General features: G+C 55.7%; 17 protein-coding genes. 4 read left to right on the forward strand and 13 right to left on the reverse strand.

Translation table 11 applies throughout. The annotated features are described in order from the left end of the window. Positions 1 to 15: 15 nt before the first annotated feature. The 4 genes from glrR to purL all read right to left on the reverse strand — a co-directional run bounded on the left by glrR (position 16) and on the right by purL (position 8186). Positions 16 to 1353 carry a two-component system response regulator GlrR gene (glrR, locus tag CVE23_RS16475; RefSeq protein ID WP_038666757.1) on the reverse strand — a complete coding sequence of 446 codons (1338 nt, stop codon included), beginning with the start codon at positions 1351 to 1353 and terminating at the stop codon, positions 16 to 18. Next, positions 1350 to 2147, reverse strand: a complete 798-nt coding sequence (gene qseG, locus CVE23_RS16480; protein ID WP_038919876.1) for a two-component system QseEF-associated lipoprotein QseG — start codon at positions 2145 to 2147, stop codon at positions 1350 to 1352. The genes glrR and qseG overlap by 4 nt, the downstream gene beginning before the upstream one ends. A 2-nt stretch (positions 2148 to 2149) precedes the next feature. Beyond that, the gene (locus tag CVE23_RS16485; protein WP_038919877.1) at positions 2150 to 3583 is read right to left on the reverse strand and encodes a sensor histidine kinase; all 1434 of its coding nucleotides are present in this window, start codon (positions 3581 to 3583) and stop codon (positions 2150 to 2152) included. 718 nt (positions 3584 to 4301) lie between these two features. Next, positions 4302 to 8186: a phosphoribosylformylglycinamidine synthase gene (gene purL / locus CVE23_RS16490; RefSeq protein ID WP_100850489.1), complete on the reverse strand. Its 3885-nt coding sequence runs from the start codon at positions 8184 to 8186 to the stop codon at positions 4302 to 4304. Between the two features lie 277 nt (positions 8187 to 8463). Between purL and mltF the strand changes: the two genes are divergently transcribed. After that, the gene (gene mltF / locus CVE23_RS16495) at positions 8464 to 9921 is read left to right on the forward strand and encodes a membrane-bound lytic murein transglycosylase MltF (RefSeq protein WP_100849979.1); all 1458 of its coding nucleotides are present in this window, start codon (positions 8464 to 8466) and stop codon (positions 9919 to 9921) included. Positions 9922 to 9932: 11 nt separating this feature from the next. Here the strand turns inward: mltF and tadA are convergent, their stop codons facing one another. The 4 genes from tadA to CVE23_RS16515 all read right to left on the reverse strand — a co-directional run bounded on the left by tadA (position 9933) and on the right by CVE23_RS16515 (position 12577). Further along, positions 9933 to 10436 carry a tRNA adenosine(34) deaminase TadA gene (gene tadA, locus CVE23_RS16500; protein WP_038919879.1) on the reverse strand — a complete coding sequence of 168 codons (504 nt, stop codon included), beginning with the start codon at positions 10434 to 10436 and terminating at the stop codon, positions 9933 to 9935. A 63-nt stretch (positions 10437 to 10499) separates the two neighbouring features. Next, positions 10500 to 11144: a phosphatidylglycerophosphatase C gene (gene yfhb, locus CVE23_RS16505; RefSeq protein WP_038919880.1), complete on the reverse strand. Its 645-nt coding sequence runs from the start codon at positions 11142 to 11144 to the stop codon at positions 10500 to 10502. A gap of 37 nt (positions 11145 to 11181) precedes the next feature. Continuing rightward, positions 11182 to 12105: an N-acetylmuramic acid 6-phosphate etherase gene (gene murQ, locus CVE23_RS16510; RefSeq protein ID WP_268236174.1), complete on the reverse strand. Its 924-nt coding sequence runs from the start codon at positions 12103 to 12105 to the stop codon at positions 11182 to 11184. 130 nt (positions 12106 to 12235) lie between these two features. Beyond that, positions 12236 to 12577, reverse strand: coding sequence for a tryptophan synthase subunit beta (locus CVE23_RS16515; protein ID WP_038921083.1), 342 nt, complete (start codon positions 12575 to 12577; stop codon positions 12236 to 12238). A 725-nt stretch (positions 12578 to 13302) separates the two neighbouring features. Between CVE23_RS16515 and CVE23_RS16520 the strand changes: the two genes are divergently transcribed. Continuing rightward, a complete protein-coding gene (locus CVE23_RS16520; RefSeq protein ID WP_100849980.1) occupies positions 13303 to 15489 on the forward strand; it encodes a type I secretion system permease/ATPase in 2187 nt (728 codons plus the stop codon). After that, positions 15476 to 16324, forward strand: a complete 849-nt coding sequence (locus CVE23_RS16525; RefSeq protein ID WP_038919882.1) for a beta-barrel domain-containing protein — start codon at positions 15476 to 15478, stop codon at positions 16322 to 16324. Before CVE23_RS16520 ends, CVE23_RS16525 begins: the two co-directional genes overlap by 14 nt. A 13-nt stretch (positions 16325 to 16337) precedes the next feature. On the opposite strand, the gene CVE23_RS16530 is transcribed toward CVE23_RS16525, so the two are convergent. Then, positions 16338 to 17855 (reverse strand): sensor domain-containing protein, encoded by a 1518-nt coding sequence (locus tag CVE23_RS16530; protein WP_038666731.1) that lies wholly within the window; start codon positions 17853 to 17855, stop codon positions 16338 to 16340. A gap of 775 nt (positions 17856 to 18630) precedes the next feature. Then, positions 18631 to 19422 (reverse strand): cyclic-guanylate-specific phosphodiesterase, encoded by a 792-nt coding sequence (pdeH, locus tag CVE23_RS16535; protein ID WP_100849981.1) that lies wholly within the window; start codon positions 19420 to 19422, stop codon positions 18631 to 18633. A gap of 348 nt (positions 19423 to 19770) precedes the next feature. On the opposite strand from pdeH, the gene CVE23_RS16540 reads away from it, so the two are divergent. Then, positions 19771 to 20031 carry a YfhL family 4Fe-4S dicluster ferredoxin gene (locus CVE23_RS16540; protein WP_038919884.1) on the forward strand — a complete coding sequence of 87 codons (261 nt, stop codon included), beginning with the start codon at positions 19771 to 19773 and terminating at the stop codon, positions 20029 to 20031. A gap of 43 nt (positions 20032 to 20074) precedes the next feature. On the opposite strand, the gene acpS is transcribed toward CVE23_RS16540, so the two are convergent. The 3 genes from acpS to recO all read right to left on the reverse strand — a co-directional run bounded on the left by acpS (position 20075) and on the right by recO (position 21991). Beyond that, the gene (gene acpS / locus CVE23_RS16545) at positions 20075 to 20455 is read right to left on the reverse strand and encodes a holo-ACP synthase (RefSeq protein WP_038919885.1); all 381 of its coding nucleotides are present in this window, start codon (positions 20453 to 20455) and stop codon (positions 20075 to 20077) included. Beyond that, the gene (pdxJ, locus tag CVE23_RS16550; protein ID WP_038919886.1) at positions 20455 to 21186 is read right to left on the reverse strand and encodes a pyridoxine 5'-phosphate synthase; all 732 of its coding nucleotides are present in this window, start codon (positions 21184 to 21186) and stop codon (positions 20455 to 20457) included. The genes acpS and pdxJ overlap by 1 nt, the downstream gene beginning before the upstream one ends. A 70-nt stretch (positions 21187 to 21256) precedes the next feature. Beyond that, positions 21257 to 21991, reverse strand: a complete 735-nt coding sequence (recO, locus tag CVE23_RS16555; RefSeq protein WP_100849982.1) for a DNA repair protein RecO — start codon at positions 21989 to 21991, stop codon at positions 21257 to 21259. Position 21992 lies beyond the last annotated feature (1 nt).

Raw genomic sequence — 21992 nt, forward strand, 5'->3', positions numbered from 1 at the left:
CACAATAACTTAACACTATTCTTTAAAATCGTTGGCGTCCAGTTCGTGCCGCGCCAGCAATTTATAAAATTCCGTACGGTTTCGCCCCGCCATACGCGCCGCCTGCGTCACGTTACCTTTGGCGATCTGCAGTAATTTGCGCAGGTAATTGAGCTCAAACTGATTACGCGCTTCGGCAAACGTAGGCAGCGCCGTATTTTCCCCTTCCAGCGCCTGTTCCACCAGCGCATCGCCAATTACCGGCGCACTGGTCAGCGCGACGCATTGCTCAATCACATTGACCAGTTGCCGCACGTTGCCCGGCCAACTGGCCGCCATCAGGCGTTTCATGGCGTCCGTCGAAAAACTGCGTACAAAGGGTTTGTGTCGTGCCGCCGCTTCGCGCAGCAAGTGGTTGGCCAACAGCGGAATATCTTCAGCTCGCTCATTCAATGCAGGCAGTTTGAGATTCACCACATTGAGGCGATAGTAAAGATCCTCACGAAACTCCCCTTTCTCCATCGCTTTAGGTAAATCACGATGGGTGGCGGAAATAATCCGCACATTGATGTCTATATCCCGGTTACTGCCCAGCGGCCTGATCTTACGCTCCTGCAATACGCGCAACAGCTTCACCTGCAACGCGAGCGGCATGTCGCCGATTTCATCCAGAAACAGCGTACCGCCTTCCGCCGCCTGGAATAACCCCTCGCGCTGGCTGACTGCGCCGGTAAAGGCCCCGCGGGCATGACCGAATAATTCGGATTCCAGCAAAGGTTCCGGCAATGCGCCGCAGTTGATGGCGATAAACGGCCTTCCCGCCCGGGGGCTGGCGGCGTGAATCGCCTGCGCCAGCACCTCTTTCCCGGTGCCGCTCTGACCGTTAATCAATACGCTGACATCCGACTGCGCCACCATTTTGGCCTGTTCAAGCAGGCGCAGCATAATCGGACTGCGCGTCACTACCGCTGCGCGCCAGCTCTCATCGCTTGCCGGCGGCGACAGCTTAAGCGCATCATCAATCGCTTTGTATAACGCGTCGCGATCAACCGGCTTGGTCAAAAAGCTGAATACGCCCTGCTGCGTTGCCGCCACCGCTTCAGGGATAGAACCGTGCGCAGTCAGGATAATCACCGGCATTCCCGGCTGATTTTTCTGGATTTCGGCAAACAAGGCCAACCCATCCATTTCATCCATGCGCAAGTCACTGATCACCAGATCGATTTTTTCCCGCAGCAACAACCGCAACGCGTCCTGACCGCTGGTTGCCGTGGTGACGGTAAACCCTTCGCTGGTCAGGCGCATTCCCAGCAATTTCAATAGGCTGGGATCATCATCCACTAACAGCAGGCTGGCGGATTTTCGGGTGGTCATTCGCTTTTCATTCCTTTTTTCACCACAGCGGGCGGCGTTTCGCTTTCACCGCTTTTTACCGCCCGACGCCCTTCGCCATCCGGCAAATCGCCCTGAACCGGCTTACGCGATGAGAGCTGACGTTCGATATCGGTCAAATTTTCCAGTTTACGCGTCGTGGCTTCCAACTGGGATTGCAACTGATTCTGCTGTTCATGCATAACTTCCAGCTGTTTGTCGCTGTTTTCCTGTGTGCGCTGGAAGCGCTGGCGCTCATCGGCCAGGGTCAACATCAGGTTCTGTTTATCCAGCCAGACCTGAAACAGCGGCAGCAACGTCAGCGGCACATTCAGCCGATGACGGTTCAGTTGTTCAATAATCTGGCGGCGCTCCTGCACTGTGGTTTCGGCATTATCCAGCAAGATGGCCTGACGGAACAAACCGCTCCAGTCATTCTCTCCCACCAACAACGTCTGCTGCCGGGCCTGCGCCGGCGTCATGCGTGAAGCGCAATCCATCACGCGTAACCAGTACAACGCGTTGTTCATCGCATCGGTGTTATGGAGTTGCCACAACCGCCCACAGGACATGGTGCGGTAATCCGCCACCTGCTCTTTAGGCGGACTGACTATCTCTGTCCCTCGCCGCTCGGCGGGGGTATTGTCGTTATCCTGAGCGCAGCCAGCCAGTAAAACAGCCATCAAAAATAGCCACGGCAGGATCAGCAGCTTTTTCAGCGCGGCAACCGCCTCCGGGCCGGACAACAACATCACCGGACCTCGTAACGACAGGAGGCTTAACAACCGTGCAATCATGGTTAATTCTCAGTGTTCAATGGTAATTCAATACGGAAACAGACATCGGCGTAATCCACCGTGACCAGATTCAGCTCCCCTTGCATACGGCGGATGCAATCCTGCGCAATACTCAATCCCAGGCCACTCCCTTTTACTGCGCCCTTGCGCTGGTGAGTTCCCTGATAAAAAGGCTCGAATATCATGCTTTTATCCGATTCAGGAATCGGAGTGCCGCTGTTGGCGACATCGATCTGAACCCGGCCCTCGACCTGACGGCTGCGGATCCAAATGTTACCGGATTCCAGCCCGTAGTGCACCGCATTGGAATAGAGATTATCCACCACCCGCATCAACAGCGTGGTTTCCGCCCGGCACGCCTTCGCATCCAGTTCAATATGCGTTTGCATCAGTTTGCCACGCGCCGGCAGGCTGTGAGCAGAGACGACCATATTGATGATATCGTCGATATCCACCTGCTCCAGCCCGGCCGGCGCATCCGCCAGTTTTCGGTTATAGTCGAGCAGTTGTTCAATCAGTTGCTGCAGATGGCGGCTGCTGTTATCGAGAATCGCCACCACCTCTTTCTGGTCAGCCGTCAGCGTGCCGACCACTTCGTCCGCCAGCAACGCGGCACCTTCACGCAGACTCGCCAGCGGCGTTTTCAACTCATGGGACAAGTGGCGCAAAAACTCGTGACGTTGCGCTTCCAGCCAGGACAGCCGCTCGCTCAGCCAGATGATTCGCTGCGCCAGAGAACGAATTTCCGTCGGCCCTCTGAAACTGGCGATTCGTCCCAACGGACGGCCTTCTCCCAGCCGGTTGATCATGCGCTCGACGCCTTTCACCGGCCCGATAATCATCCGGGTAAACAGCATCACCAGCAGCACGCTGACCAGGAACAACACCAGCGCCTGCCAGCCGAAAAAACGGCCTCGCTCGGCAATGTCTTGTTGCAACTGCTGCCCGCGCGAGAAAATCACTTCGCGGGTTGCCTGCACCATCTGGGCATTCGTGCGGGAGAAATTATCCAGCACCGTGGCGGATGCCGCCGCCGGACCGTTATTCTGACAACGGATATCCGTCAGTTGCGTCAGGTATTGCCGCAGATTTTGATAATAGGAAGGGTCAGGCAGAATCGGCGCATGGGCGTCAAGCATCTGGGAATACTGCTTGCGCTGGTTTTGATACAGTTGCGATAGGGTTTGATCCCCCAGCACGCAAAACTGGCGGTAGCTGCGCTCCATGCTGACGGCGGTGCTGGTCATGGCTTCGCTACGCCGGGCATCGGCCAGTGTGGTGTTATTGATTCCGGCGGCCTGTTCGCTGAGGTGATCCAGACTCTCGTAGGCTTGATAAGCCAGCACCAACAGCGGCAACAAAACCAGCAGGAACGCCATAATGACCAACTGCCGCAAAGAGCGTGGAAAAAAACGCCAACGTTTCAACGAAATCATATCGTTACCTGCCAGAACAGTCCGCCTGATATATCGCTCGCAATAACGCGTCATTGTACGCGTTATCCGCATCACCTCAAAAGCAGACCGTCAGGATCGCGGAAAATCGCACGCAATCATGCCGTGCAGCAATGCAAAATCCGGCCGCAAAGCATGAGTCGGCTCGCAAAATAGTGTCGAACAGATCAAAAGCGGCGGCCCCAAAAAGCGAAACCCGGCCACACAGTAACTGTCTGGCCGGGTCTCTGAATAGGCGGTGCCTCACTCAACGTGTCGCCCGATGTGCGATAAAGCCCGAAGGCAGTTATCAATAAAGCTGGACGATAGGCACCTTATCTTTTGGCATCATTCCGGGTGTTATGAGCATGAATATGACGTTCACCATGCCATCATAACCAGTTGAATGAGCAGCGACGCTATTATGCACTTACCGTGCCAATTATCAATAAAATAAAACAAGACACTGAAATACAAATAAAAATAAAATAACCATACTCAAAATTATCGCAGCAACGATCCGGCAGGCCCTTCAACCCGGCGGAAATTTAGCTTTTTGTCGCTAAAAAAAGACATCCTGATGGATAACAAAAACAACCATTAAAAATCAAATAGATAAATGTCACCTTTTAGCGACAGGCTAATACGGCGTTGTCGCTGATTTGAGACAAAAAATAAAGGGACCGAAGTCCCTTTATTATCAATGCATTACTTTATCGCATCACCCCAACTGACGGCGTGCGTTACGGAACATACGCATCCACGGGCTGTCCTCGCCCCATTCTTCCGGGTGCCAGGAGTTGCTGACCGTACGGAACACACGCTCCGGATGCGGCATCATCACCGTAGCACGGCCGCTGACGCTGGTTACCGCGGTGATGCCGTTCGGCGAACCGTTCGGGTTAACCGGGTAATCTTCCGTAACCTGACCGTAGTTGTTAACGAAACGCAACGCCACCAGTTGATGCTGTTCCAGCGCAGCCAGATGACCGTCGTCACGCACTTCTACGCGGCCTTCGCCGTGAGATACGGCGATCGGCATACGGGAACCGGCCATATCCTGCAGGAACAGCGATGGGCTGTTGGTCACTTCCACCAGGCTAAAACGCGCTTCAAAACGGTCTGACTTGTTGCGCACAAAACGCGGCCAGTGCTCCGCCCCCGGAATCAGTTCACGCAGGTTGGACATCATCTGACAGCCGTTACATACGCCCAGCGCCAGCGTTTGCGGACGCAGGAAGAAAGCGGCGAATTCATCACGCACCCGATCGTTGAACAGGATTGATTTCGCCCAGCCCTCACCGGCGCCCAGCACATCGCCGTAAGAGAAACCGCCACAGGCGACCAGCGCCTGGAAGTCCTGCAGGTCACGGCGACCGGCCAGCAGATCGCTCATATGAATATCAATGGCGTCAAACCCGGCGCGATGGAACGCCGCGGCCATTTCCACATGAGAGTTGACGCCCTGCTCGCGCAGTACCGCCACCTTCGGGCGCGCCTGACGACTGATGAACGGCGCGGCAATGTCCTCGCGCAGATCGAAGGTCAGCGCCACGTTCATCCCCGGATCGTTGTCATCGGATTTGGCGTGATGTTCCTGATCGGCGCACTGCGGGTTATCACGCAGACGCTGCATTTGCCAGGTAGTTTCAGCCCACCAGTTGCGCAGCGTAGTGCGGCTTTCGTGATACACCACATCGTTACCGCTATGAATGATGAAGTGGTTGCCGACTTCCGCCTGTCCCAGATAATGCACGCAATCCGCCAGACCATGCTCAGCCAGTACCTGTTCCACTTCAGCACGGCGGGAAGCGTCGATCTGGATAACCGCGCCCAGTTCTTCGTTGAACAGCACCGCCAGCGCATCTTCGCCCATGGAACCGATGTCGGCTTTGACGCCGCAATGCCCGGCAAACGCCATCTCCGCCAGCGTGACCAGCAGGCCGCCGTCTGAACGGTCGTGGTAAGCCAGCAGAGCCTGATTCGCCACCAGCGCCTGCATCGCATTGAAGAAGCCCGCCAGTTGGGCCGGATTACGCACATCCGCGGTTTTACGACCCAGTTGGCGATAAACCTGCGCCAGCGCCGTAGCGCCCAGCGCGTGATGCCCGGCGCCCAGATCGATCATCAGCAGTACGTTATCTTTGTCGGTACGCAACTGCGGCGTGACGGTATGACGTACGTCTTCCACGCGGGCAAAGGCGGAAATGACCAGCGACAGCGGCGCCGTTACCGATTTGTCTTCGCCGTTTTCCTGCCAGCGGGTTTTCATCGACATGGAGTCTTTACCCACCGGGATGGTCAGCCCCAACGCCGGACACAGCTCTTCACCTACCGCCTTCACGGCTTCATACAGACCAGCGTCCTCGCCCGGATGCCCGGCCGCCGCCATCCAGTTGGCGGACAGTTTCACCCGTTTCAGATCGCCGATATGCGTCGCTGCAATATTGGTCAGCGCTTCCCCGACCGCCAGCCGCGCCGAAGCGGCGAAATTACGCAGCGCCACCGGCGCACGTTCGCCGATGGACATGGCTTCACCGTAATAACTATCCAGACTGGCGGTAGTCACGGCACAGTCCGCCACCGGCACCTGCCACGGCCCGACCATCTGATCGCGCGCCACCATCCCGGTTACCGTACGGTCGCCGATGGTGATCAGGAAGGTTTTCTCGGCCACCGCCGGCAAGTGCAGCACACGTTCAACCGCGTCCGCCAGATAAATACCTTCGCGATTCAACGGCGTGCCTTCCACGTCTTTGCGCTCAACATCACGCAGCATTTTCGGCGTTTTGCCCAGCAGCACGTCCAGCGGCATATCGATCGGCTTGTTGTTGAAATGGCGATCGCCGAGCGTCAGATGCTGTTCTTCCGTGGCTTCGCCAATGACCGCATAAGGCGCGCGCTCACGACGGCAGATTTCATCAAACTGCGCCAGTTGTTCCGGCGCTACCGCCAGCACATAACGCTCCTGCGACTCGTTACACCAGACTTCCAGCGGGCTCATGCCCGGTTCGTCATTCAGGATATCGCGCAGCTCAAAACGGCCGCCGCGACCACCGTCGCTAACCAGTTCCGGCATGGCGTTGGACAGGCCGCCGGCGCCGACGTCATGGATAAACAGAATGGGGTTTTGTTCGCCGAGCTGCCAACAGCGGTCGATCACTTCCTGGCAGCGACGCTCCATTTCCGGGTTATCACGCTGTACCGAGGCGAAATCCAGATCCGCGTCAGACTGGCCGGAGGTCATAGAAGACGCCGCGCCGCCGCCCAGACCGATGTTCATCGCCGGGCCGCCCAGCACGATCAGCTTGGCGCCGATGCTGATTTCGCCTTTCTTCACATGATCGGCACGAATGTTGCCGATGCCGCCCGCCAGCATGATCGGCTTGTGATAACCACGCACTTCAACGCCGTTATGGCTGTCCACCGCTTCTTCATAAGTACGGAAATAACCGGTCAGCGCCGGACGGCCGAATTCGTTATTGAACGCCGCGCCGCCCAGCGGACCGTCGGTCATGATGTCCAGCGCGCTGACGATACGGTCCGGCTTGCCGAAATCCTGCTCCCACGGCTGGATAAAGCCCGGAATGCGCAGGTTGGATACTGAGAATCCCACCAGACCGGCTTTCGGTTTTGCCCCCCGCCCGGTGGCGCCTTCATCGCGGATTTCGCCGCCGGAACCGGTCGCCGCGCCCGGCCACGGTGAAATGGCGGTCGGGTGGTTGTGCGTTTCCACTTTCATCAGGATATGCGCGTCTTCCTGATGGTAGCCGTAAGCGCCCTGCGGATCAGGGAAGAAACGGCCGACAGCCGACCCTTCCATCACCGCCGCGTTATCCTTATAAGCAGACAGCACATAGTCCGGCGTATGCTCAAAGGTGTTTTTGATCATCTTGAACAGTGACTTCGGCTGCGTCTCGCCATTGATGATCCAATCGGCATTAAAGATTTTGTGACGGCAGTGCTCGGAATTCGCCTGCGCGAACATGTAGAGTTCGATATCTGTCGGATTGCGTCCCAGTTTGGTAAAAGCATCCAGCAGATAATCCATTTCGTCGTCGGCCAGCGCCAGACCCAGACGCAGGTTGGCCTCCTCCAGCGCGGTGCGGCCCTGCAGCAGAATTTCCACCCGTTTCAGCGGAGCCGGCTGATGCTGGGAAAACAGCAGATTGGCCTGTTGAAGGTCGTCAAACACGCTTTCCATCATGCGGTCATGGAGCAGCGCGGCCAGTTCCCGCCACTGCGCATCGCTGAGCGTCGGCGCGTGGATGTAAAACGCCAGACCGCGCTCCAGACGACGGATTTTCTGCAAACCGCAATTGTGCGCGATGTCGGTCGCCTTGGAAGACCAGGGAGAAATGGTGCCCGGACGCGGGGTCACCAGAATCAGCCGCCCGGTAGGCTCGTGCTCTGCGAGAGAAGGGCCGTATTTCAGCAGTCGGCTCAGTCGTGACTGTTCTTCATGGTTTAGCGGAGCGTTCACATCGGCGAAGTGGACGTATTCGGCATAAATGTCGCTGACGGGCAGGTGATACTCCTTGCACCGGGCCAACAGTTTATTGATACGAAAAGCCGATAAGGCGGGTGAACCACGCAGTATTTCCATCATCTAAATTTCTCTCGTCTTCGAGGCACCGGAGACAGTGCGTCAGGGCGCTACAGGGGGGAAACGCGCGCTATTATAGAGAATAGTGGCGCGCGACGAAACCGTTTGCGTAGCGATTGTTAAACATTGAGAGCACCTTGCGGTCAAACAGTAGGCAAACTAATAAAAGTTGCACACTGGCGGTTTGTTAAGCAAAATGCCCCCCGACTCTGGGACAGATGCATAAGAAACTGCCGTTACAGACAGACAGGCCAACCGGCCGCCGAGAGACAACTCATTGAAGCGTTTAACGATAAATTATGTTTTCATCGGGGTGATCGCTTTGCTGTTGACGCTGGCACTGTGGCCAAATATTCCCTGGCGCAGTCACCAGGATGTTCAGCTAAGGCAAATCCTTTCACGTGGCGAGCTGCGCATCAGCACCGTGACCTCTCCGCTGACCTATACGCTCAGCAACGGTTCCCCCACCGGACTGGACTACGAACTGGCCAAACGGTTCGCCGACTACCTCGGCGTGCGGCTGGTGGTATCGGTGCGCCAAAACGTCGACGACTTATTTAGCGATCTGGATAACGACAATGCCGACCTGCTGGCCGCCGGTCTGATTTACAACCGGGAGCGCCTGAGCCGTTTCCGGGCCGGCCCTTCCTATTATTCGGTGTCGCAGCAACTGGTCTATCGCATGGGTACGGCTCGCCCCGGCGCGCTGGACAAATTGCAGGGCAAGCTGACCGTGTTGTCCGGCTCGGCGCACGCCGCCACGCTGCGCGATTTCAAAGCCGGTAAATACCCGCAACTGAGTTGGGAGGTCGCCACCGACCTGTCCGAGCTGGACCTGCTAAAACAGGTGGCGGAAGGAAAACTGGATTACACCATCGCCGACTCAATAAACATCGGCCTGATGCAGCGTATTCACCCACAGCTGGCGGTGTCGTTCGACCTCAGCGACGAAGAGCCGGTCACCTGGTATATGCGGCAAAACCATGACGATAGCCTCTCCGCCGCGCTGCTCGACTTCTTCAGCCAGATGATGGAAGACGGCACCCTCGCCCGTCTGGAAGAGAAGTACCTCGGGCATGTCGGCGAGTTCGACTATGTGGATACCACCACCTTCCTCAGCGCCATCGACAATACCCTGCCGGGCCTGCGTCCGCTGTTCGAGAAATACGCCAGAGAAATCGACTGGAAACTGCTGGCGGCCATTTCGTATCAGGAGTCGCACTGGAATCCGCTGGCAACCTCGCCGACCGGAGTGCGCGGTTTGATGATGCTGACCCGCAATACCGCAGAAAGCCTGGATGTGGCGGATCGACTCAACCCGGAAGAAAGTATTCGCGGCGGCGCCAGATACCTGAATCAGATGATGCAGCAGGTGCCGGCCACCATCCCGACGGACGAACGCATCTGGTTTGCGCTGGCCGCCTATAACATGGGCTACGCCCATATGATGGATGCCCGCAAACTGACGGAAAAACAGAAAGGGAATCCTGACAGTTGGGCCGACGTCAAAATACGCCTGCCGATGCTGAGCCAGAAACGCTACTACGCCCAGACCACCAACGGTTACGCCCGCGGTCAGGAGGCTTACAACTACGTGGAAAACATCCGGCGCTACATGGTTAGTCTGGTCGGGTATCTTTCGGAGAAAGAAAGCCGGGCGTTGCAACAGCAACTGGCCGCCAGCGCTTATCCCGCCGTACCGCCGGAACAGTTAACCGCCAATCCTTCCCGCTGACGCACGGCCGCTCAGTCGGACGAGTCCCGTTCGGCGGAGCGCGCGTCACGCTGCTGCTGACGGCGCATACGGAAAAAACGGCTCAGTAGGTCAGAACACTCATCCGCCAGGACCCCGTCGGTAATGGCGATATGATGGTTCATGCCCGGATGGCGCAGGATATCCACCAGTGAACCGGCCGCGCCGGTCTTGGCGTCAGCCGCGCCATATACCAGCCGGTTGATGCGGCTGTGAATCATGGCGCCGGCGCACATCACGCATGGCTCCAGCGTGATGTACAGCGTGGTATCCAACAGGCGGTAGTTTTGCAGCGCCTGTCCTCCCTGCTGTAACGCCATGATCTCTGCATGGGCGGTGGGATCGTGCCGGCTAATCGGGCGATTCCAGCCTTCGCCGATGATCTTATCTCCCTGCACCAGCACGGCGCCGACCGGCACCTCGCCTTCGTCCCAGGCCCGTTGCGCCAGCGTCAGTGCATGACGCATCCAGAATTCATCATCCATTGGATTACTCATCATTCCTCTTGGCTTCCGCCCTCATCACGTGCGGCGCGCATTATACATGCCAGCGGCGGCGAGTCATTCCAGTTGCTGCAGATGGCCGGCCGGCGTCACGCGCCAGCGATGCGCACAGAAAAAGAGTAGCGGATTATCCTGTTGGCTGTCGCTGTAGCCGCTGTAAAGCTCAAGCGGCGCCCCCAGTCGGCGCTCCATCTGCACGACTTTTTCGTGCCCCAGACAACGCAGGCTCAACACCCAACCGCCCCAGCGCCGCGTCATCTGGCTGCCGATCAACTGGACCTGAGGCAGAAACGACGCATCGCGGTAGACTTGTTCGACCAGCCGCTGCGGCGAACCGGTCACCAGCCAGACCTGCGACCGGCTGTCGGCCAGATAGCCTTCCAGACGCTGGTGAACCAGAGGAAAAGCAGTGACCCGCCGGCGGAACCAGACCACAAACGCCTGCTCCAGCTGTCGCAGCCGCGCTTCACGCCGTCCCGCCGTGATCGCCCACAGCAACAGACTAACCGGCCAGCGAGCGGCGCGACCATTGATGGTCAATCCTGCCGCCAGCAAAGGCAACAAAGGAACAACCAGCAACAAATTCAACGGTAAATGGCGGATCAAGAACCACAGAAAACTGCCGAACAGATCCTGACGATGCAATGTGCCGTCCAGATCGAAGAACACAACGCGCATGGCCGTCGGCGATGAATTCAACATGCGCGTGCTCCGGTGGTTCGAATCAGAGGCGATGGCATTAGGCCTTCTCCACGCCCAGCGCATCGCGCAGATAGCCGTCTTTCTCAGCCAGCCGCTGTCTGGCCTGTTGCGCGTCGCAGCCGGTCACCACCATCACTATCGCCGGTTTAACCTCATAATCGGTCTGCGTCAGACAGCGCTGCGCGGTATCCCGATCAACGCCGGTGGCGTCCATCAGGATACGGCAGGCGCGATCCACCAGTTTCATGTTGGTGGCTTTTACATCCACCATCAGGTTTTGATACACCTTGCCCAAACGCACCATCGCGCCGGTGGAAATCATGTTCAGCACCAGTTTTTGCGCCGTGCCGGATTTCAGCCGGGTGGAGCCGGTCAACACTTCCGGTCCCACCAACGGAGAAATGGCTATCTCCGCAGCCTGCGCAATCGGCGAATGCGGGTTGCAGGAAATGGCGGCGGTACGACAGCCCAACGCACGCGCATAGCGCAAGCCGCCAATCACATAGGGGGTTCGCCCCGACGCAGCAAGGCCGATAACCATATCCTGAGCGGTTAGCGTCAGCGCGATCAAATCCGCTTCGCCTAACGCCGGATCATCTTCAGCGCCTTCAACCGCCTTCAGCAAGGCTCCGGGGCCGCCGGCAATCAATCCCACTACCAGGCCATGCGGCACGCCAAAGGTAGGCGGACATTCCGACGCATCCAGTACGCCAAGACGGCCGCTGGTGCCGGCCCCCTGGTAAATAATTCGTCCGCCGGTCTTCAGGCAGCCAGCAGCGGCATCCACCGCCTGAGCTATCGCCGGCAAAACGTCACGGATCGCCTCCGGCACCCGGTGATCTTCCTGATTGAACAATGACACCATCTCCAGCGTAGACAGTTGATCCAGATTCATGGACGCCGGATTACGTGTTTCCGACACCAGCGCGCCGAAATCCATACTTTTTTCGTCTTTCATCATTATTCAGTCGCCTTGCTCATCAAGCTGCGTTGATCGCCGCCAACCGGCGCTCATAGGTAACACTCTGCCGAGCCAATAAAAAACGGCTTGCAAGTTAACTGGCAAGCCGTTTTGTCAGTACTTCTCAACATCAGAATATTTTGTCCTCATCTTCGCGGATTAGCGAATCCAGATCACCCAACGCTTCACGCGCCTGTGCCCGGTTGATGAGTTTAAGCTGTGCAGCCGCCGGGAAATCCGTGATGTTAATCTGACCTTTGGTGATCAACACCTGAATCAGATCTTCCAGTACACGCACCATTTCCAGATCGCTGCTGCGCAGTCGCTCGATGTTAGCCAGAATAGCCTGCTGATTATTCAGCCACGCCATTGCTTCAACAGAACCATCCGGCAGTTCGCCGTTCATTTCGGGAAACGGCGATTCCTCTACCCTGATGAGATGGCCGTTGCTGTCACGCAAAATATAAAACATACCAAGCCCTTTTTTATTTGCAAAAGAGAACTCACCCGGCAAGGCGGCTCTCTACTCCTGATTAGGATTTCAGATGTTACCGCGCACGATAATCGCACGTCCGGCCACCAGCAGAGGACGACCACGCTAGCACGTCTCAACGCGCACGCACGCTTCTGCCAGGGAGTGCCGGCATCGAAACCCATCTTCTCCATCCGATCCGAATGACACGTTGACGCACCGCCTGCCATCTGTCGGGTGGAATCAGTGCCGCCGCACGGGCATACTACCTACCGCACGACGGGGCCTGAACAAGCTCGCGATCCCTCATCGGCACATCACGTCAGGCCACCCACCAGCATGGCATTTTCACCACCGCCGGGCAAGCTATCCACGTGATTCTCTGCCCGAGCTCCGCGTTTTACGACCGGTTGAATCGCGTGCAGAGCATTATCAGCTTACTGATTACCAAACGTATTATGTCGTATCAAAATGTCAGTTATATTGACCGCCATGAATGATTTCCAGCCAGAGCGGATCGACGGGACGGCCTCAAACCCGGCATGACTCCGACAGGCGGCCTTGAAATGAAAGGTTGCGTCCGGCAAGGTTCGCCATGAATAATGCTTGCCAGTCAAAACCTGAAAAAACAACAAAATCAGGCCATATTGCTCACTTTTTTCTATTTTTTATCTGTGATCGCATTGCCTGCAGGCGGTCACGATGGCTAAGGAACGCGCAGCGACATGAATACACACCATGAGCAGCCACCGGGCGGCGAGGATTATCATCATTCCCCGCAACATCAGGATCCCCGCATCCGCCACGACGACCCTTTGCTCGACAGCCTGCTGGTTCTGTGTCGGCTGCAGGGAAAGCCGACCAGCCGCGCTACGCTGACCGCAGGGCTACCGCTTGAAGACCTGCGTTTGCCCGCCAGTTTGTTGCCGCGCGCCGCGGCTCGCGCCGGTTTACGGGCCCGGATACTCAAACGCTCGCTGAACGCCATTCCGGCGATGTCGCTGCCCGCCATGCTGTTACTGCGCGAAGGGCGCGCCGCCATCCTGTTGGGCTGGACGGCAGACGGCAACGCCCGCCTGATGACAGGTGAAACCGAAGGCGGCGAAATTACGGTCGACCACAATACGTTGCAGCAAAACTATCTGGGGCTGGTGATGTTCGCCCAGTCGGCTCATCGCTTCGAAGCCGCTCCGACAGCATTGCTGCCGCGAAGCAATGCCTGGTTCCGGGACACACTGAAGCTATCGCGCAGTCTGCATCTGGATGCCGTGGTCGCCAGCCTGCTGATTAATATCATCGCGCTGTTTGTCCCGCTGTTCGTCATGCAGGTCTACGATCGGGTAATCCCCAATCAAACCACAACCACCTTGTGGGTGCTGGCCTCCGGCGTCGGCATTGCCCTGCTCTTTGACCTTATCCTGCGGGTATTACGCAGCATTTGCGTCGATATCGCCGGGAAAAAGACCGACCTTATCCTTTCCTCCACCTTGTTTGAACGCCTGACCGGCATGATGCTGTCGGCCTTTCCGGCCCGGACCGGCGCGGTGGCGCACCGGGTACGGGAATTTCAGGCCTTGCGCAATACGTTATCGTCGCTGACGTTGGGAACGCTGATCGACTTTCCGTTCACGCTGTTGATGCTGATTCTGCTCGGCATGCTGGGTGGTCCGCTGGTCTGGATACCATTGCTGACGCTGCCGCTGGTCCTGCTGATCAACGGACTGTTGCAAAAGCCGCTCACGGCGGCGCTGGTCCATTCCCGGCGTCTGACAGACGAACGACAAGCGCTGCTGACCGAAACGCTGGGCGGGCTGGATGCCGTCAAAATTAATAATGCGGAAGGCGAACGCCAGCGCCAGTGGGAACAAATCAGCGGCGACATCAGCCGGCTGGACTCGCGGGTGAAAACGTTATCGGCCATCGCCACCCATCTGACGCAATCATGTCAGCATCTCGCCGGTATAGTGGTGATTGTCTCAGGGGTATATCTGCTGCTGGACAACCAACTAACCCTGGGCACGCTGTTCGCCTGTTATCTGCTAAACAGCCGGGCGCTGATGACGCTGGGGCCGCTGTCCGAACTGTTTACCCGTTATCAGCAGGCGCGTCTGACGCTGGAGGAAACCCAACGTCTGATGGAATTACCGCAGGAGCGAGGCGAACAGCCCTACCCTCTAAAACGGGAAAGCATTCAGGGCAGTATCGAGTTTCGTGATGTCACCTTCCGTTATCCGGAACAGAAGAATCGCGCCCTGATTGATATCAATCTGTCGATCCGACCCGGCGAAAAAGTCGGCATTATCGGTCGTACCGGCTCTGGTAAAAGTTCGCTGGAAAAGCTGATCGCCAACCTCTATCAACCGACCAACGGCAACCTGCTGATCGACGGCGTGGATGCCCGTCAGCTCGATATCGCCGATGTGCGTCACCACATCGGCTATGTGCCGCAGGATATCCAACTGTTCAGCGGTACGCTGCGGGACAACCTGATTTGCGGCGCCCGCTATGTAGAAGACGACGCGATGCTGCGCGTGGCGGATATCGCCGGCGTGAATGATTTCGCCCGGTTGCACCCGGACGGTTATAACCTGCAGGTGGGCGAACGGGGTATGCAACTGTCAGGCGGCCAGCGGCAGGCGGTAGCTATTGCACGCGCGCTGCTGCTTGATCCGCCGATTCTGGTGATGGACGAACCTACCAGCGCCATGGACAACAGCAGCGAAGACCGGTTTAAACAGGCTCTGCAAACCTGTCTCGTCAACAAGACGCTGCTGCTGGTGACACACCGGGTTTCCATGTTGACACTGGTCGATAGGCTGGTGATCGTGGACAAAGGACGCATTATCGCCGATGGTCCCAAAGCCATTGTGCTGGATGCATTAAAGAAGGGGCAGATCAATGCGTCTCGCTAAGTTCATGCAACATCTTAACGCGTATTTCTCCAGCCATCACCCGCAGGATCCTCAGGCGCTGCCGGACGTGGGTCAGGCGCTGGTGGAAGATACGCCCCGCATCATCCGTCTGTCGATCTGGATCATGCTGGCTTTTGCGGTCTTTCTGGTCGGTTGGGCGGCGGTTGCCGAAATTGATGAGGTGGTGCATGCGACAGGGAAAACGGTCAGCCAGTCGCAGCGCTATCGGGTTCAGGCGCAGGAAACGGGTGAACTCAGCGACATGTATATCCGCGAAGGGCAGATCGTCAATGTCGGCGAGCCCCTGATGCGGTTGGAGCATGTCCAGTCTTCCAACACGAACACGTCTGACGCCGGTGAAAACAAGGCGGATAAGCTGTCGCTGGTAGTGTCTCCCGTGCGGGGCATTATCAGATACATTCTGGTCGATGCCACTACCGGACAGATTTCTCCCGGCCGTACGCTGGTGGAAATCACGCCGCTGGATGACAAGCTGCTGATCGAAGCGCGGGTCAGGCTGCAGGATATGGCGTTTTTGCGCCCTGGACAGGAAGCAATGATGACGTTCACTGCGTATGACGACACCACATTTGGCGGGCTAAAGGGGTATATCGATCAGATCAGCCAGGATATGGTGACCGATCAGGCCGGTAACAGCTTTTATCTTGTTCGGTTGCGTACGGAGAAAAACTATCTGGGGAGTATCGACAAGCCGCTGCTGATTCTTCCCGGCATGGCCGCCAATGTGAATATCATTACCGGCAGGAAAACGTTGCTCAGCTATCTGTTGAAACCGATTCGGCAAGCTCGGGCGGAAGCGCTGCGGGAAAGATAACGCGAATCGGCGTTTACTGGTGGGTGTTCAAGTCATGATAGATCTGGGTCTGGCTTCGTCCCAGAGCCTTCGCCTGATACATCGCCGCGTCGGCATTGATAGCCAGCGTCAGCGAATCCGTACCGTGTTCCGGATACAGCGCAATCCCGATGCTGCATGAAATATCCAGCTTCTTGCCCTCAATATAAAACGGTTCATTGAGGGCATGGTGTATCTTGTCCGCGACATACAACGTGTTCTCGACCTCTTTGATCCCCTGCAGCAGGATAATAAATTCATCGCCGCTGCGGCGGTACACCGTGTCTGTTTCACGCACTGCGCCTCGCATACGCGCCGCGGCTTCCTTCAACAGCAAATCCCCGGTCGCATGACCGAAGGTATCATTAATCTGCTTGAACTTATCCAAATCGAGGAACATTAACGCGATCTTGCGATGGGTCTGGCGAGACAGCTGGATAGCCTGCTCCATTTGCTCGGCAAAAGTCAGCCCGTTGGCCAACGAAGTCAGGGAGTCGTAGTGCGCCAGTTGTCGATAATGCTCTTCACTGCGACGCAGCATATCAATCGCCCGATAACGCTCGATCGCTACCGCCACCAGTTGCGCTGATTTCTCAATCGAAGCGATTTCGTCCTCTGTCGGAGAATAAACCTTGCGGTGATACACGCTCAGCACCCCAAGAATTTCCTTATTCTGCCCGAAAATAGGTTCAGACCAGCAGGAACGCAAGCCGGCATACAACGCCAGGCCTTTATACAACGCCCAATGGGGATGAGTGGAAATATCTTCCGCAATCACGCGCTTGCCGGAGTAGGCGGCCGAACCAAACGAGGCGGCGCCATCGGCAATTTTTACATTATGGATAGCGTTCTTGTAAAAACCGGGCAGGCTGGGAGCCGAGCCAAGGGTCAGGCACTTCTTCTCCTTGTCGACCAGCAGAACGGAGCAGACAATTCTCCCGGGGTTTTTCTCCTCTACGCTGAAGATGATCGCATCCAGAATGTCCTTCAGCGGCGCGCCGCTCGACAGCAATTCCAGCGCGCGGTTGTAGGAGTTGTCATGGTGTTCCTGAGTCTTGCGCTCAGTGATATCCATTTTTATGCTGACATACTGAACCGCATCGCTGGCTTTATTATATATTTTAACAATGCTGGCTTTTTCCCAATATAACTGTCCGTTTTTCTTACGATTAATAAACTCGCCGTTCCAAATCTCGCCTTTATTCAGGGTGGACCACAGTTCCTCATACACGCTGGCGTTGGTCATGCCGGAACTTAATATATTCGTCTTGCGCCCAATCACCTCTTCCGCTTCATAACCCGACATCACGGTGAACTGCCGGTTCACGTACACGATTTCACAGCTTTCATTAGCGATCATAATGGATGATGGGCTGTATTCGGCGGCAAAGAACACCATGTTCAGGAAGTCCTGCTTTTTTTGTTCCGCGTTAGCTTTTTCCTGGAATTTGCGGCTCCTTGCAGAAGAAATCCCTAAGAGTACTATTAATAGGGTTATTATAATTTCATACACAATAACACTCTCCTCAGGCCCGGAACGGTCCTGATCGAACAAATCGCATCACTGAAGACGAAAAATCCCGGTAATAACTCCCCTCGTATGGATTTTCAGGGTTGGCACATTTCCGGAGAGTAGAAAGGATGAATGAAAAAACTATCCAGCTCTGCAGGACAGGTTCATAGCCATAAAAACGACAGCATAAAGCCTCCATTATATCGCCGTGTGCAGACCTAAATAATAGAATCAAGAGAATTAGCTTAATCAGTTATATTAATGATAGTTATAGACATAAGCCTGGCTAATATTTTGATACAGCTCTTTACAGATTTCGTAGCGCAGTATTTTGACTATCAATTTTTCGTAAGCAAATCAATTATACCGATAAGTCCCACCATTTTAATCAAAAATAACTATCACCAGCCGTTTTTTGATCGTTGGTAGCAAACATTTATTTTTTTGTCTTTATAAATCAAATAATTGCAACAATAAAATCAATCAGTTCTTTCTCTTATGATTGCTGTTTTTTTCGACTGTCGTCACAGTTTACTTGTTCAGCAAACAGAACCTCGGCCACATAAAACACTATATTTATATAAAAAACAAGGCATAAAAAATGAAAAGTCCATGACTAGCAATCTAATCATTTATTTTATACTGTATATTGATGGAGTATGAATTTTTCTTTTACCCTCAACGAGCTGATGAGAACGTCGGCAGGTTTCCAGGGAGTCTGAATACATGACATACCCGGGTAAAGGCAACAAAGCGGGCATAAGCGAAGGGATGATTACAACTCTGACCGAAGATCTTCCAAATTTTCAAACGGTTGAGGTCGGGACAAGAAATACCCTTGGGCTGCCGAGGCATTAGATTGTCTGACGATTTCCCACTCTTCTTCAGTTTCAACCCCTTCAATGACGACATCATTACAGTAAGTGGCAATCAGAGTGACCAGTGACGGAAACAGCTGCCGCCCCTCTTTGCTCTTAAGCAGCATAATGAAAAGCTCGCGGGCGATCTTGATACAGTCGTACCTTGCCGGCGACAAGGAGGAGAAATTCGCCACGCCGCAGCCAAAATCATCCAGCCAGAGCCGCCCCGCTTCGGGCAGTGTCGCCAGTGTGTCGTGAGGTAGAACCGCAAGGCTTTCAACCAGTTCAAAACGCAACCAGGGCATGGTCGTAAGCAGTTTCTTGGCTTTGCGGTTTCCCTGCAACGCCAGCAGCGTCAGCCCATCAATATTGACGGATGCGCGCAGCGCGTCCCGAACAAAGCGTTCATGCCATTGGCTCAGCAGTTGTAGTTGTTCAATAACGATATTTAAGCGTTCTTCGACATTGAGGCGGGCAAAGTAGTGTTCAGGAGATAAAAATTTTTGCGGCATGGACGGGTGAAAAACGGCTGTCAGCAATTCAATTCCCATTAGACGACCGGAAGTACGGTAAATGGGCTGGAATCTGTACCGCCTGTGGCAGCTGTGCCAGTAATCAGCGTCTGCAAACTGTGCCTCCCCGGTGATGGAGGCTTCAGAGCCGGGCTGATTAAAGTGACTATTTTGCTGCACTATATGTTCCGCCATTGAAGGATATGCTTACGAATAAAAGTATACCACATGCATACATGAGTTTATCGACCTTGCCCCGACAATCTTTATCCGGGCCAACTGTAATGCGAGCTACAGTACAAAGCGAATATGACGGACACATTGCATGGGAATATTTGTTTTTTTATATCAAAAAGCTATGAGAAATTATGCATTACGATCGCATAATAGTGATTAATGTCTTCGTCGTATAGTCTCTCAATCAAACGAATAGGCTGTTTTTTTTAGCCCTTCTCCGCCTGCACCGTTTATGCCGTAACCAGGCTGTGTAACCGGCTCGCAGAAGAGTATAATCGGCGGCTGATTTATGAAAGGAAAGAAAACATGGCGCTGCTGATTACCGCGAAATGCATTAACTGCGATATGTGTGAGCCGGAATGCCCCAATCAGGCGATATCGATGGGGGATGAGATCTATGAAATTGACCCGTTACGCTGTACCGAGTGCGTCGGGCACTATGATACGCCAACCTGTCAGAAGGTCTGCCCGATAGACAACACCATTCTCAAAGACGCTAACCACCTGGAAAACCACGATCAACTGTGGGAAAAATTTGTCCTGCTGCACCATGCCGATCGGTTGTAATTGCCGGTCATTGTAATATCGACCAGGCCGATGCCGCCCAATTTTAATTTTCAATAATCACGGTAGCGCAGGCGTAGTGGCGCTCATCCGCCAGCGAAACATGCACGTGCCGAACACCCATTTCCTCGGCCAGTTCTGCGGCGCGCGCCAGAAACCGTAGGCACGGTTTACCCAGCGGATCATTCGCGACTTCGAACTGCGCAAACGCCAGACCATCTCGAATGCCGGTGCCAAATGCCTTGGCGGCGGCCTCTTTGACCGCAAAACGCTTGGCCAGAAACCGAACCGGCTGCGAGTGAGCCTGATACTGCAACCACTCCTGTTCACTGAGCACGCGGCGGGCGAGACGATCACCGGAACGACCGGTGATCGCTTCAATACGGGCGATTTCGACGATATCCGTGCCGAGACCCAGAATCGCCATCAGCGACGGGCTTCCCGCATCAGGGTTTTCATTTCCGCCACCGCCGACGACAGACCGCTCATCACCGCACGTCCGATAATGGCGTGACCAATGTTCAGTTCGTGCATTTCCGGCAGCGCCGCAATCGGCTGGACGTTATGATAGGTCAGACCATGACCGGCGTTAACCTTAATGCCCCGGCCCGCAGCATAGGCCGCCGCTTCACGGATACGCTCAAATTCCTGCTGCCGGGCCGCATCGTTTTCCGCGTCGGCATAGGCGCCGGTATGGATTTCAATATAAGGAGCGCCGCTGGCTACCGCCGCGTCGATCTGGGCGTGGTCGGCGTCGATAAACAGCGACACCTGAATACCGGCCTGGCGCAATTGCGTCACCGCCGCGGTAATACGGTCGAGCTGACCGGCCACGTCGAGTCCGCCTTCCGTCGTCACTTCCTGCCGTTTTTCCGGCACCAGGCAACAAAAGTGCGGTTTCAGTTCGCAGGCTATCGCCAGCATTTCATCCGTTACCGCCATCTCCAGATTCATGCGGGTCTGGATGGTCTGGCGCAGCAGGCGCACATCGCGATCGGTAATATGGCGTCGATCTTCACGCAAGTGTACGGTGATACCGTCCGCTCCCGCCTGTTCCGCCACAAATGCCGCCTGTACCGGATCGGGATACGCCGTGCCACGAGCATTACGCAGGGTGGCGATATGGTCAATATTTACGCCCAACAACAACTCAGCCATGATCCATCCTTAACAATAAATGACCGCCGCAGTGTACACCCCGGCTGCGCATGACGATACCCTGACGGTACTAGATCTTGCCGCCCGGCGCCGCCTTATAGGGCTTTGGCATAAATTTCCGAAATAACTCGCGGCTTTTCAGTGGTTTGCCGCCAAGATAGGGTTTTAGCGCCATGCGGGTAAAACGTTTGGCGGCGCGCAGGGTGTCGATATCGGGAAACTCTCTTGACGCCAACGCCTGCAGCTCGCGCCCGGTGAAACTGACGTTATCCACAACCAGACTGGCAATGAAGCCTTTTTCCGCCCGGTAACGGTAGGTCATGGTATCGGCAACCGGTTCGCCGCTGCCGGCACAATGCAGGAAATCCACGCCGTAACCGAGGTGCTCCAGCAACGCCAGTTCGAAGCGGCGCAAGGCTGGCTCAGGCGAGCCGCTGGCGGCAGCCAACTGTTGCAAGCAATGAAGATAATCGAAAAACAGAGCGGAATAATCGGTTTCCAGTTCCAGCACCCGGGTCAGCAACTCGTTCACGTACAAGCCGCTGTATAACAACGGGCCGCTCAGCGGTAACGCCAGAGAAACCGGTTCGGCATTGCGCAGGGTTTTGACTTCGCCGCGCCCGCCCCACCGCACCAGCAGCGGCGTAAAAGGCTGGAGAGCGCCCTTGAGACTGGAACGCCGCGCCCGGGCGCCTTTCGCCAGCACCCGCACGCGGCCTTCATTTTCAGAAAACAGATCCAGCAGCAGGCTGGTTTCGCTGTAAGGTCGCCCATGCAAGACAAACGCGCGCTGCCAGCCTTCCATC

It is taken from the genome of Dickeya fangzhongdai (assembly GCF_002812485.1).
Taxonomy (GTDB): domain Bacteria; phylum Pseudomonadota; class Gammaproteobacteria; order Enterobacterales; family Enterobacteriaceae; genus Dickeya; species Dickeya fangzhongdai.

Bases quoted from the DNA above. Each gene is read 5' to 3' on its own strand.
- glrR (WP_038666757.1), bottom strand. From the start codon at position 1,353: ATGACCACCCGAAAATCCGCCAGCCTGCTGTTAGTGGATGATGATCCC.
- qseG (WP_038919876.1), bottom strand. From the start codon at position 2,147: ATGATTGCACGGTTGTTAAGCCTCCTGTCGTTACGAGGTCCGGTGATG.
- CVE23_RS16485 (WP_038919877.1), bottom strand. From the start codon at position 3,583: ATGATTTCGTTGAAACGTTGGCGTTTTTTTCCACGCTCTTTGCGGCAG.
- purL (WP_100850489.1), bottom strand. From the start codon at position 8,186: ATGGAAATACTGCGTGGTTCACCCGCCTTATCGGCTTTTCGTATCAAT.
- tadA (WP_038919879.1), bottom strand. From the start codon at position 10,436: ATGAGTAATCCAATGGATGATGAATTCTGGATGCGTCATGCACTGACG.
- yfhb (WP_038919880.1), bottom strand. From the start codon at position 11,144: ATGTTGAATTCATCGCCGACGGCCATGCGCGTTGTGTTCTTCGATCTG.
- murQ (WP_268236174.1), bottom strand. From the start codon at position 12,105: ATGATGAAAGACGAAAAAAGTATGGATTTCGGCGCGCTGGTGTCGGAA.
- CVE23_RS16515 (WP_038921083.1), bottom strand. From the start codon at position 12,577: ATGTTTTATATTTTGCGTGACAGCAACGGCCATCTCATCAGGGTAGAG.
- CVE23_RS16520 (WP_100849980.1), top strand. From the start codon at position 13,303: ATGAATACACACCATGAGCAGCCACCGGGCGGCGAGGATTATCATCAT.
- CVE23_RS16525 (WP_038919882.1), top strand. From the start codon at position 15,476: ATGCGTCTCGCTAAGTTCATGCAACATCTTAACGCGTATTTCTCCAGC.
- pdeH (WP_100849981.1), bottom strand. From the start codon at position 19,422: ATGGCGGAACATATAGTGCAGCAAAATAGTCACTTTAATCAGCCCGGC.
- CVE23_RS16540 (WP_038919884.1), top strand. From the start codon at position 19,771: ATGGCGCTGCTGATTACCGCGAAATGCATTAACTGCGATATGTGTGAG.
- acpS (WP_038919885.1), bottom strand. From the start codon at position 20,455: ATGGCGATTCTGGGTCTCGGCACGGATATCGTCGAAATCGCCCGTATT.
- pdxJ (WP_038919886.1), bottom strand. From the start codon at position 21,186: ATGGCTGAGTTGTTGTTGGGCGTAAATATTGACCATATCGCCACCCTG.
- recO (WP_100849982.1), bottom strand. From the start codon at position 21,991: ATGGAAGGCTGGCAGCGCGCGTTTGTCTTGCATGGGCGACCTTACAGC.